The organism is Luteibacter sp., assembly GCF_036499525.1.
Lineage (GTDB): Bacteria > Pseudomonadota > Gammaproteobacteria > Xanthomonadales > Rhodanobacteraceae > Luteibacter.
In genome coordinates this window covers 16,171-28,069 of record NZ_DASYDO010000065.1, presented here as the reverse complement: position 1 = coordinate 28,069, position 11,899 = coordinate 16,171, and the positions used below count along the sequence as shown (strand labels likewise).

At 66.1% G+C, this 11,899-nt stretch carries 13 protein-coding genes; all 13 read left to right on the top strand.

Annotation, left to right across the window (positions count from 1 at the left end):
* Nucleotides 1-20: 20 nt before the first annotated feature.
* The 13 genes from VGM71_RS12855 to VGM71_RS12795 all read left to right on the top strand — a co-directional run bounded on the left by VGM71_RS12855 (nt 21) and on the right by VGM71_RS12795 (nt 11,886).
* Nucleotides 21-1,136, top strand: coding sequence for a flagellar hook-length control protein FliK (locus VGM71_RS12855; protein WP_331545735.1), 1,116 nt, complete (start codon nt 21-23; stop codon nt 1,134-1,136).
* 96 nt (nt 1,137-1,232) lie between these two features.
* On the top strand, nt 1,233-1,724 hold the full coding sequence (locus tag VGM71_RS12850; protein ID WP_331545733.1) for a flagellar basal body-associated FliL family protein: 492 nt from the start codon (nt 1,233-1,235) through the stop codon (nt 1,722-1,724).
* 13 nt (nt 1,725-1,737) lie between these two features.
* Nucleotides 1,738-2,754 carry a flagellar motor switch protein FliM gene (fliM, locus tag VGM71_RS12845; RefSeq protein ID WP_331545732.1) on the top strand — a complete coding sequence of 339 codons (1,017 nt, stop codon included), beginning with the start codon at nt 1,738-1,740 and terminating at the stop codon, nt 2,752-2,754.
* 249 nt (nt 2,755-3,003) lie between these two features.
* A complete protein-coding gene (fliN, locus tag VGM71_RS12840; RefSeq protein WP_414675127.1) occupies nt 3,004-3,339 on the top strand; it encodes a flagellar motor switch protein FliN in 336 nt (111 codons plus the stop codon).
* 5 nt (nt 3,340-3,344) lie between these two features.
* Nucleotides 3,345-3,761 carry a flagellar biosynthetic protein FliO gene (gene fliO, locus VGM71_RS12835; RefSeq protein ID WP_331545730.1) on the top strand — a complete coding sequence of 139 codons (417 nt, stop codon included), beginning with the start codon at nt 3,345-3,347 and terminating at the stop codon, nt 3,759-3,761.
* A complete protein-coding gene (gene fliP / locus VGM71_RS12830; protein ID WP_331545728.1) occupies nt 3,758-4,510 on the top strand; it encodes a flagellar type III secretion system pore protein FliP in 753 nt (250 codons plus the stop codon). Before fliO ends, fliP begins: the two co-directional genes overlap by 4 nt.
* Nucleotides 4,507-4,776 (top strand): flagellar biosynthesis protein FliQ, encoded by a 270-nt coding sequence (gene fliQ / locus VGM71_RS12825; protein WP_331545726.1) that lies wholly within the window; start codon nt 4,507-4,509, stop codon nt 4,774-4,776. Before fliP ends, fliQ begins: the two co-directional genes overlap by 4 nt.
* The gene (fliR, locus tag VGM71_RS12820) at nt 4,776-5,543 is read left to right on the top strand and encodes a flagellar biosynthetic protein FliR (protein WP_331545724.1); all 768 of its coding nucleotides are present in this window, start codon (nt 4,776-4,778) and stop codon (nt 5,541-5,543) included. Before fliQ ends, fliR begins: the two co-directional genes overlap by 1 nt.
* A 4-nt stretch (nt 5,544-5,547) precedes the next feature.
* Nucleotides 5,548-6,690, top strand: a complete 1,143-nt coding sequence (gene flhB, locus VGM71_RS12815) for a flagellar biosynthesis protein FlhB (protein ID WP_331545722.1) — start codon at nt 5,548-5,550, stop codon at nt 6,688-6,690.
* Between the two features lie 2 nt (nt 6,691-6,692).
* Nucleotides 6,693-8,804: a flagellar biosynthesis protein FlhA gene (gene flhA, locus VGM71_RS12810; protein ID WP_331545720.1), complete on the top strand. Its 2,112-nt coding sequence runs from the start codon at nt 6,693-6,695 to the stop codon at nt 8,802-8,804.
* Between the two features lie 90 nt (nt 8,805-8,894).
* Nucleotides 8,895-10,232, top strand: a complete 1,338-nt coding sequence (gene flhF / locus VGM71_RS12805; RefSeq protein WP_331545718.1) for a flagellar biosynthesis protein FlhF — start codon at nt 8,895-8,897, stop codon at nt 10,230-10,232.
* 50 nt (nt 10,233-10,282) lie between these two features.
* Nucleotides 10,283-11,158: a MinD/ParA family protein gene (locus tag VGM71_RS12800; RefSeq protein WP_331545716.1), complete on the top strand. Its 876-nt coding sequence runs from the start codon at nt 10,283-10,285 to the stop codon at nt 11,156-11,158.
* Entirely contained in the window at nt 11,155-11,886 is a 732-nt protein-coding gene (locus VGM71_RS12795) for an RNA polymerase sigma factor FliA (RefSeq protein WP_331545714.1), read from the top strand. The genes VGM71_RS12800 and VGM71_RS12795 overlap by 4 nt, the downstream gene beginning before the upstream one ends.
* The last annotated feature ends 13 nt before the right edge of the window (nt 11,887-11,899 follow it).

Sequence of the window (11,899 nt, the reverse complement as noted above, 5' to 3'; positions counted from 1 at the left end):
AATCGAATCGGGTAAATCGCATGAACAACGCCACCCTCGCTCTCAACGTCGCCCGTCCCTCCGCACCGACCAAGCCACCGGTGGTGGGGCATGCGCAGGACGACACGCAGCCTTCCAGGCGGTTCGACGCCGCGCTGGATGCCGCGCACGCCGACGCACGCGCACCGCACAAGCAGCCCGAGGCCGTCACGAAGGCCAAGGATGCCGCTCCGTCGCCAGCCAAGGCAGATGATGCGAAGGTAACCGCCAGGCAGGACGACAAGCCTGCGAAAAAGGACGATGAGGCCGGCGACGGCACCTCGATCGCGACGACGATGCTCTCGCTGATCGGCGTGCCACCGAGCGTGGCAGACGTCGCCGCCAAGGCGCTGGGTGCCGTGAAGGACGCAAGCGCTGCCGACGTGCCCGGGGCAGGATCCGCGCTCGGCGCGGCGGCGTCGCTCGCCGGCCTTCTTCCCGGCGCCGCGGCCGCCGAGGCCGATGCGGCGGCAGGCCTTCAGGACGCGACTGCGGCATCGTTGAACACGACGTCCTCTGCGCTACCGGCAGGAACCCTTGCAGGCGCTGCCGTCACGCCGGCATCGTTCGCCGTCTTGCTGGCGACCCAGGACGACGCGAAAGGGGCGAAGGACGACGGTTCCACCGTCGATGCCGCCAACGGCAGTCCCATGCCGTTCGCGCACGCCCAGGGTATCGGGCAGGGCAGCACGTCCGTGATGCAACTGCAGGCCACGCAGCCGGCCACGTCGCCGCAGTTTGCCCACGAGCTTGGCGAGCAGATCGCGTGGATGGGCTCGGGCCAGGTGAAGGAAGCGCGGATCAAGCTGCATCCGGAAGAGCTCGGCAGCATGGACGTTCGCGTCAGCCTGGATGGCAGCAAGGTCAACGTGGCCGTCATGGCCCAGCATCCGGCGGCGGTGCACGCGGTGCAGCAGACGCTGTCGCAGCTCGACAGCATGCTGGCCCATCACGGCCTGTCGCTCGGCCAGGCCGACGTCGGCCAGCGCCAGGCGGAGCAAGGCGCGGACGGCGGCAACGGCAATGCATCGGGCCAGTCCGGCGATGCAGGTACGGCCGGTGTGGAAACGGTGGTCACCTCGCGGGTCTCGCGCGGCCTTGTCGACGAAGTCGCCTGACCTGGTCGTCAAACTTCCGACGTTAAATCTGGCACGACGATTGCACGTCATCTGTAAGCTCCACGCATCGACGAATTCGCAAGAGGTTTACCCCGCATGGCCGCAGCACCGAAAGACACCGCCGAAGGCACCCCCAAAAAGAAAAAGAAGGGCAGCCTCCTGCTCGTCGGCGCGCTCGTCGTGCTCGTGGCCGGCGGCGCGGGTGGCTGGGTCCTGATGAAAGGCGGAAAGGGTGGCCCGGAAAGCGCCGCGGACGCGGCCAGGTCGAAGCCCGCCCTCTACCTCCAGCTCGATCCCGCTTTCGTCGTCAACTTCCAGGACGCCGCCGCGCTCCGCTTTCTCCAGGTAGGCGTGAATGTCATGTCGCACGACCCGGAAGCGATAGCCGCCGCGAAGCAAGCCGATCCGGAAATCCGTAACGCGCTGCTCATACTGTTCTCGGCGCAGGACATGAAGAGCCTCTCCGATGTGAAGGGCAAGCTGAAACTCCAGGCGGCCGCACTGGCCGAGATCCAGCGCGTGCTGAAGGAAAAGATCGGCCGGCCCGGCATCGACGCCGTCTATTTCACCAGCTTCATCATGCAGTGACGGGCGGACGGCCATGAGCGACATCCTCACCCAGGAAGAAATCGATGCGCTGCTGGCGGGCGTCGAAGGTGGCGCGGTCGAGACCGAGATCGAGCTTCCGCCACCCGGCGGCATCCTGGACTACGATTTTACCCAGCAGGACCGCATTGTCCGCGGTCGCCTGCCCACGCTGGAAATGGTCAACGACCGTTTCGCGCGGTACTTCCGCGCCAACCTGTTCAATGTGCTGCGCAAGGCATGCGAGGTGTCGGTCCTCGGCGTGAAGATGACCAAGTTCAACGAGTACGTGCACTCGCTGGCGGTGCCGAGCAACCTCAACCTCATCCGTATAAAGCCGCTGCGCGGCACCGCGCTGATGGTGTTCGAGCCGCGCCTGGTCTTCACAGTCATCGACAACTTCTTCGGCGGCGATGGCCGGTACCACGCGCGTATCGAGGGCCGCGACTTCACGCCCACCGAAAACCGCGTGATCCAGATCGTGCTGCAGGAAGCTTTTGGCGCGATGGCGGAGGCCTGGGCGCCCGTTCTGAAGATGCACTTCGAGTTCGTGAACTCGGAAATCAATCCACAGTTCGCGAATATCGTGAGCCCCACCGAAACCGTGGTCGTGTCCCGCTTCCATATCGAGCTGGACGGCGGTGGCGGCGAAGTTCACCTGACCCTTCCGTATTCGATGGTCGAGCCGATCCGCGAGCTGCTCGACGCGGGCGTGCAGAGTGACCGTGCCGAGCGCGACGAGCGCTGGATCCAGAACCTGCACGAGGAGCTCCTCGATGCGGAGGTGGAGATCACCTCGATGCTGGCCGAGGCGCGGCTCACCATCGGTGACTTCCTGCATCTGCGCAAGGGCGACGTGATTCCCATCAACCTGCCGGAAACTGCCACGGTCTTCGCCGAGGACGTGCCGATCTTCCGTGGACGCATGGCGAATTCGAACGGCAACAAGGCGATCCAGTTCGAATCGCTGCTCCGGCGGACCGCTCCGCGCTCGACGACCGTGCCGACGAAGCCGATTCCAGAACTGGCCTGAGGCAGCTTTGCGCCGACAGAGTCGGCTCGGCTCCACCGGGCATCTGTCAATGACCCGTCGCGGTGACTAACTGCCGTCAAGCGTCAGGTTTACGTCTGCCCTCCCGCGTCATCTTTTTCTTCCGCGTCCGGCGGCAGTCCCAAGTGGCTGATACGGCGAGAAAATCGCGCCGTCACATCGTTCCGATTCCATGGCACGCCGCTTGCTTCAGAGACTTTGCACCCAGCATTGGCCTTATCTGGAACGGACATGAACGAAATCACCCTCGAAGAACTGGAAGCCGGTAGCGACGCGGCCCTGGCGTCCTCCATCGGTCTCGGCAGCGAAGTGAACCTCGACGTCATCCTCGACGTGCCGGTCACCATGGCCATGGAAGTCGGCCGGACCAAGATCAGCATCCGCAACCTGCTCCAGCTCAACCAGGGTTCGGTGGTCGAGCTCGACCGCGCGGCCGGCGAGCCCCTCGACGTGTTCGTCAACGGCACCCTGGTCGCCCATGGCGAAGTCGTCGTCATCAACGAGAAATTCGGTATCCGGCTGACCGACGTGATCAGCCCGGCCGAGCGCGTCCGCAAGCTGCGGTGATTCCCATGCACCGTACCGTCGCCGCCTTCGCCGGTGGCTTCCTTCCCTGCGCCCTGATGGCGGCCCCGGCCGCCGTACCGGCTGTCGATTCGGGCGCGGAACTGATCCGCGTGCTGATCAGCCTGCTCGGGGTCGTGGCCCTCATCTTCTTCGTTGGCTGGTTGAGCCGTCGTGCCCAGGCGCACGTGCGTCCGGGCGGACGGAAGATTCGCGTCATCGAGTCGATGCCGGTGGGCATCAAGGAAAAGGTGATCCTGCTCGAAGTCGGCGGCACGCAACTCCTGGTCGGCGCCTCGCCGACGGGTGGCCTGCGTACGCTGCACGTCCTGGACACCCCGGTGCAGGACGATCCGTCCGCCTCGTCGCCGGTGCCGGCCATGCGCGGCTTCCGCGACGTGCTCGGTCAGTGGAAGCGCCCATGAGGCGCTGGGCCTGGCTGGTTTTCCCGTTGCTCCTGCTCCTTCCCATCGTCGGCTTCGCCGCCGAGCCGCCGCCGGGCATTCCGGTGCTGAACGTGCAGCCTGGCGCGAACGGCGGGCAGACCTGGTCCCTGTCGATCCAGATGCTGGCGCTGATGACAGCGCTGACCGCACTGCCGGCGATCCTGCTGATGATGACCTCGTTCACTCGCATCGTCATCGTGCTGGGCTTCCTGCGCCAGGCGCTGGGCACGAACAGCACGCCGCCGAACCAGGTGATCCTCGGCCTGTCGCTGTTCCTCACGCTGTTCGTGATGACACCGGTGCTGAACAAGGCATACGACGCGGGCATCAAACCCTACATGGACGGCACGATGAGCGTGCAGGACGCCCTGCCGCTGGCCGCCTCGCCGTTCCGCCACTTCATGCTCGAACAAACGCGCGAGCCGGACTTGCAGCTCTTCACGAAGCTGGCCGGCGAGCAGCCCTATGCCGACAAGGACGCCGTGCCGTATCGCGTCGCACTCCCGGCCTTCGTGACCAGCGAACTGAAGACCGCATTCCAGATGGGCTTCCTGCTGTTCATTCCCTTTCTCATCATCGACCTCGTCGTGGCTTCGGTGCTGATGTCGATGGGCATGATGATGGTCTCGCCCATGATCATCTCGCTGCCGTTCAAGATCATGCTGTTCGTGCTGGTCGACGGCTGGACCCTGCTGCTCGGCACCCTGGCGGGGAGCTTCTTCCAGTGACGCCCGAATCGGTCATCGGTTTCGGCCAGCAGGCCCTGCACATCGCGATGCTGGTCGGCGCACCGTTGCTCCTGACGGCGCTGGCGGTGGGCCTCATCATCGGCATGGTGCAGGCGGCCACGCAGATCAACGAACAGACCTTGAGTTTCATCCCTAAGCTCATTTCCATGGCGCTGGTGATGATCATCGCCGGTCCCTGGATGCTGCGCACGCTGGTGGAATTCACCCGCACGCTCATCGAGAACCTGCCCCAGGCGGTGCGTTGATGCCGATCGACCTCGGCCAGCTCGAAGCCTGGGTTGGAAGCGCATGCTGGGCGTTGGCGCGTGTCTCTGGCCTTCTGCTCGTGGCGCCCGTGCTGGGAGCCACGATGATCCCGGCACGGATCCGCATCGGCCTGGCCTTGCTGCTGACGATGGCGTTGGCGCCGCTGGCGCCGCTGGACATGCGCCCGCTGTCAGCGCAGGGCGTGGCGACGCTGGCCCAGGAGGTGCTGGTTGGCGCCTCGCTCGGCTTCATCCTCAAGCTGGTGTTCGAGGCCGTGTCGTTCGGCGGCCAACTCGTGTCCCAGGCAATGAGCCTCGGCTTCGCGGAAACCGTGAACCCGGGCATCGGCGGTACCACGCCGGTGCTGAGCCAGTTCTACGCGACGCTGGTGACCCTCCTGTTCCTGGTGATGAATGGCCACCTGCAGCTCATCGCGCTGCTCGCCGACAGCTTCCGCACTCTGCCAGTCGGAGCGCAGGGCGTCGGCGCGGATGGCGTATGGGGCGTGCTGGGCTTCGCCGGCCACCTTTTCACCGGTGCGGTGCGCGTAGCGCTGCCGGCGCTTACCTCCACGCTGGTGGTGAACCTCGGGTTCGGTGCCATCAGCCGCTCGGCGCCGTCGATGAACCTGTTCGCGGTGGGCTTCCCCATCAGCATCAGCCTGGGCGTGCTGGCCGTATGGCTCGCACTGCACGCGTTGCCGGGCGCGTTCGATTCCTTGCAGACCGACGCGTGGGAAACCATGCGCGGGCTTATCGGGAGGTAGGCGCGTGAGCGAGACCGATAAGGAAGACCGCACCGAAGCCCCTAGCGACAAACGCCTTCGCGAAGCCCGCGAGAAGGGCGACCTTCCGCGTTCGCGCGACCTTTCCACGGCCGTGGTGGTGCTGTCGGGCGTGACCACGATCCTCGCCTCGCGCGAGCAGATGGCCGCGCATGCCGCCAACATCATGCACGTGGGACTGCGTTATTCGAGGGGGGACCTGTTTGCCGCGAATGGCCTGAACCACGCGCTGATGACGGCCGCAGTGGAAGGCCTGCGGCTGCTGGGCCCACTGTTCAGCGTGACCATGGTAGCCGCCATCGCGGCGCCCACCCTGATGGGCGGACTCAACTTCTCCGGCCAGGCGCTCATTCCTAAATTCGACCGGCTGGACCCTATCAAGGGCCTCTCGCGACTCGTCTCGGTGAACGGCCTGGTCGAACTGGGCAAGTCGCTGCTCAAGCTGGTCCTGATCGGCGGCGCCCTGGTCTGGTTCCTCAACCGCTCCACACAGGAGATGTATGGCGCCGGCACCGGTCCGGTGGCCAATGGCATCTTCCATGCCCTGGGCATTCTCGGTCACGCCGCCCTCGTCTTCGCCTGTGCCCTCGGCGCCATCGCCCTCGTCGATGCGCCCTGGCAGAAATTCAGCTTCACCAAGAAGATGAAGATGACCAAGCAGGAAGTGAAGGACGAGCACAAGGAAAACGAGGGCAGCCCGGAACTGAAGTCGAAAATCCGTCAGATGCAGCACCAGATGGCGCGTCGGCGAATGATGGAAGACGTTCCGACGGCGGATGTGATCGTGACCAATCCGACCCACTTCGCCGTGGCCCTGAAATACGACGAAGACCGCATGGGCGCGCCGCGCGTGGTGGCCAAGGGCGTGGACGTGATCGCCCAGCAGATCCGCGACGTGGCCGGCGGCGCGAAGGTGCCGGTGGTCGAAGCCCCGCCGTTGGCACGCGCCTTGTATCACACGACGGAAATCGGACGCGAAATCCCCTCGGCGCTCTACATCGCCGTGGCCCAGATCCTGGCTTACGTGTTCCGGCTGAAGCAGGCGATCGCCGTGGGCGATCTCCCGCCCGATCTACCGACGCAGGACATCGACCCCGATCTCATGGGTCCCTACCGCATGGACAACTGACGATGGCAGCCAGCACCACCACTCTCATGGGCACGTTCCGCCAGATCGGCCGCCGCGGCATCGCGGCGCCGGTGGCGATGCTGATCATGCTCGGCATGATGATGCTGCCCCTGCCGCCGTTCGTGCTGGACCTGCTGTTCACCTTCAACATTGCGCTGTCGCTGGTGATCCTGCTGGCGACGATGTACGTGATGCGGCCGTTGGAACTGGCCTCGTTTCCCACCGTGGTGCTGTTTGCCACGTTGCTCCGCCTGGCGCTGAACATCGCATCGACCCGCGTCGTGCTGCTGCATGGCCATAACGGCCCGGGGGCCGCGGGCAAGGTCATCGAGGCCTTCGGCGAGTTCGTCATCGGCGGCAATTTCGCCGTCGGCTTCGTCGTGTTCGCCATCCTCACCATCATCAACTTCGTGGTGGTGACCAAGGGTGCGACCCGCGTGTCCGAAGTCACCGCGCGCTTCACCCTCGACGCCATGCCCGGCAAGCAGATGGCCATCGACGCCGACCTCAATGCCGGCCTGCTCACGCAGGAGCAGGCGCGCGAGAGGCGCCAGGAAGTGCGCGAGGAAGCGGACTTCTACGGTTCGATGGACGGCGCGTCCAAATTCGTCCGCGGCGACGCCACCGCCGGCATGCTGATCCTCGCCATCAACATCATCGGCGGCTTCTTCATCGGCATGCTCCAGCACGGTCTCTCGGCCGCGGAAGCCGCGCGCACGTATACGCTGCTGACCATCGGCGACGGCCTCGTGGCCCAGGTGCCAGGCCTGATGCTGTCAATTGCCACGGCGGTGATCGTCACCCGCGTGTCGAAGTCGCAGGAAATGGGCAAGCACGTGATGGGCCAGCTGTTCGGCCAGCCGAAGGCGCTGGCCGTCGCGGCCGCCGTGCTCGGCACGATGGGTCTCATCCCGGGCATGCCGAACCTTCCGTTCCTCCTCCTGGCGGGCATTGCCGGCTTCGCCGCCTGGAAACTGCATCAGCACCAGATGGACGCCGCCGCCGGCGTCGCTTCCGGTACGGCCGCGCCGGGTACCGAGCTGGCGCTGGAATCCGCGCCGCCCGCCGAGCGCCTGGAGTTGTCCTGGGAAGACGTGGCCCAGGTCGACACTATCGGCCTGGAAGTGGGCTACCGCCTCATTCCGCTCGTGGACAAGACGCAGGGCGGCGAGCTGATGGCGCGGATCAAGTCCGTGCGCCGCAAGCTCTCGCAGGAGCTGGGCTTCCTGGTGCCGTCGGTGCACATCCGCGACAACCTCGACCTCGCTCCTCATGGCTATCGCATCTCTCTGATGGGCGTGCCGATGGGCGAGGCGGAGATCCACACCGAGCGCATGCTGGCGATCGATCCGGGCCGTGTGCACGGGACGATCAACGGCATCGCCACGCGCGACCCGGCCTTCGGCCTGGACGCCGTCTGGATCGAGCCGGGCATGCGCGAGCACGCGCAGACCCTTGGGTACACGGTGGTCGATCCCGCCACGGTAATCGCCACGCATCTTTCGCACATCCTGCAGAACCACGCCCACGAACTCATCGGCCACCAGGACGTACAGCAGCTGCTCGACCGCCTGGCCCAGCAGACGCCGAAGCTGGTGGAAGACCTGGTGCCCAAGCGCCTGTCGCTCGGCGCAGTGGTCAAGGTGCTGCAGAACCTGCTGGCCGAGCGCGTGCCGATCCGCAACTTCCGCGGCATCGTCGAGTCGCTGGCCGAGCATGCGGGCCAGAGCCAGGATCCTGGCGTCCTCGCCGCGGCGGTGCGCGTCACCCTCGGCCGACAGATCGTCCAGGAAATCGCCGGCCTCGGAACGGAAGTTCCCGTCATTACTTTGGCGCCGGAACTGGAGCAGATCCTGCTGCAATCCCTACAAGGTGGCGGTCCCGCCGGCGCGGCCGTCGAGCCGGGCCTCGCCGATCGCCTGCAGCAGAGCGTCGCCGACGCGGCGCGGCGCCAGGAAGCGGCCGGCGAACCGGCGGTCTTGCTGGTCTCTCCGGCGCTTCGTCCCTGGCTTTCGCGTTTCACCCGTCATGTGGCCCAAAACCTGCATGTACTTGCTTACAACGAGGTACCGGACAACCGACGCGTCAAGCTGGTGACGGCCCTCGGGCGATAAATCCGAAACACCGCGCGGATCGGGCGCGGACCTAAAGCGAACAGGCGGCGTTCCGGGATGAGGGCGCCAGGACGAGGAAAGGATAGAAGCATGAAGATCAAACGATTCGTTGCCCCGGACATGCGTCAGGCCATGCGTCAGGTTCGGGACGAGCAGGGCCCGGACGCCGTGATCCTGTCCACGCGCCGTATGGACGACGGCATCGAGATCATCGCCGCCCTCGACTATGACGAGGCCCTGGTGCGCGAGGCCGGCTTCGGCCTTGAGCCGCCCAGGCGCGAAGAAGCCCCCATGCGGGCCGTCCGCGACGAGGCCGATCGTGCCGCGCGCATCGACCAGGCACGCGCCGCCACGGCCGCCGCCGTGGAGCGCGCTGCCAAGTCGGGCATGCCGGCCAACGCCAACGCAAGTGCACCGCAGCGCCAGTCCAGCGCCGCCCTGGCCGCCAGCGTTGCCGACGTGGTCCGTGCCGCCACCGTCGTGCCGAACAACGACGCCGCCGTGAACGGCGTGCGCGCCGAGATCAACAATCTTCGCGAGATGCTCGAAGTCCAGCTCTCCACCCTCGCGTGGAACCAGATGGATCGCGAGCAGCCGCTGCGCGCCCGCGTGCTGCGCGAGATGACCCGCCTGGGCATCGACGGCGACGTGGCCCGCGCGCTTTGCGCCGAACTGCCGCCAGGCATGACGCCGGACCAGGCACGCTACCTGCCGCTGGGCCTGCTCTCGCGCAACATCCGCACCAGCGGACGCAACTTCGATACCGTCGGCGGCGGCGTCACGGCGCTGGTCGGCATGACCGGCGTGGGCAAGACCACCACGATCGCCAAGCTCGCCGCGCGCGCCGTGCTGCGCCATGGCGCCTCGAACGTGGCGCTGATCAGCGCCGACCAGTACCGTATCGGCGCCGGCGCGCAACTCGAGCACTACGGCCGCCTTCTCGGCGTGCGGGTGTTCAATGCGCACGATGCCACCAGCCTGCGCAATCTGCTGCTCCAACTGCGCGGCAAACATACCGTGCTGGTGGATACAGCCGGCTTGTCCGGTAACGATCCGAAGCTGCAGCAGCAGTTCGAGACGTTGCGGGCCACATCCGACGTGCGCGTCTGCCTCGTTCTGGCCGCCAATGCGCAAGCCCAGGCGATCGATAGCGCGATCCGGGCCTACGCTCCGCTGGCGCCGCAGAGCGCCATCCTCACCAAGCTCGACGAGGCGCCGCTGATCGGCGGCGCGCTCTCGGCGCTGATTCGCCACCATCTGGCGCTGGATTACACGACCGACGGCCAGCGCGTGCCCGAGGATATTGCCGTGGCTGATGCGCGCAAGCTCGTCTGCCTCGCGGCCCAACTGCTGAAACAGCGTAACGAAGAACCCGACGCCGCCCTGCTTGCCGAACGTTTCGGCGGCGCGGTGCCGGCCCTGGCCTGACCGGCCCCACGGAACACAGACAGAAATACACACGGGCAGTGACTTCCTTCATGAGCACACACGTCGATTCCACCCAGGCCGCCGGACTCAACTGGCTCGCCGACCGTCGCCCCACCCGCAGCATCGCGATCGCGGGCGGCAAGGGCGGCGTGGGCAAAACCACGGTGGCGGTCAACCTCGGCATGGCGCTCGCGATGGGCGGCCGTGATGTCCTTCTGCTGGACGCCGACCTCGCCATGGCGAACATCGACGTGCTGCTCGGGCTGCAGCCCACCCGGCACCTGGGCCACATGCTGGAAGGGGAGTGCCGGATCGAGGACCTCATCCTCGAAGCCGCCCACGGCCTGAAGGTGATTCCGGCCACCTCCGGTGCGCGGCGCATGGCGCAGTTGCCGAACATCGAGCATGCGGCGGTCATCCGCGCCTTCGACGAATACCCGCTGGCGCCCGAATACCTGATCGTCGACACGGCGGCAGGTATCTCCGACAGCGTGTCGATGTTCGCGGCGGCTTCCGACGAGGTGGTGGTGGTGGTCTGCGACGAGCCGGCCTCGCTCACCGACGCCTACGCCCTGATCAAGGTCATGAGCCGCGAGTTCGCGGTCAACCGCTTTCGCATCGTGGCCAACATGGTTCGTCATGCCCAGGAAGGCCGCCAGCTGTTCGAGAAGCTGTCCCGCGTCGCCAACCGCTTCCTCGACGTGTCCCTGGACTTCATGGGCATGGTTCCGCACGACGAATACCTGCGCCAGGCCATCCGCCGCCAATCGGCCGTGGTCGATGCGTGGCCGAGCAGCCGTTCCGCGGTCGGATTCAAGAATCTGGCCAGGTCGGTCGATACATGGGGTGAACCCGAGCCCCGGGCACAGGGCCGCATCGGCTTTTTCGCCGAGCGGTCCCACTTGGGAGGAGGACTGCCACTGTGAGCGTCGCGACGGAATATCTTGAGATCACGCGTATCCCGGCGGATCAACTGGTAAAAAACCACGCGCCGCTGGTGCGCCGCATCGCCTATCACCTGATGGGCAGGCTGCCGCCAAGCGTGGATGCAAACGACCTCATGCAGGCCGGAATGATCGGACTGCTCGAGGCCGCAAGAAATTACTCGCCGACTCGCGCGGCCAGCTTCGAAACCTATGCGGGCATCCGCATACGTGGCGCCATGCTGGACGAACTGCGCAAGACGGACTGGACCCCGCGCTCCGTCCACCGGAAGTTGCGCGAGGTCGCGGAGGTGACGAGGCAGATCGAGAACGAGACGGGTGGCGACGCCGAAGACGCGGAAGTGATGAAGCGGCTGGGCATCGACGCCATGGAATACAACCAGATCCTGGCCGATGCGGCGAGCGCGCGGTTGCTGAGCCTCACGGCGCCGGAAGGCGACGAGGGCGCGGCGATCGACGTGGCCGACCCGGACGCCACGGGTCCGGACGGATTGTTTGAGCAGGAAGGGCTGCGCGACGCGCTGACGCAGTCCATCGACGGACTGCCCGAACGCGAAAAGCTGGTCATGTCGCTGTACTACGATGAAGAACTCAACCTGAAGGAAATCGGTGCGGTGCTGGGTGTGAGCGAATCGCGGGTGTGCCAGATCCATGGTCAGGCCCTGATTCGCCTCCGCGCACGCATGTCGGGTTGGAAAGACAAGCATTGACGAACGCGCAGTA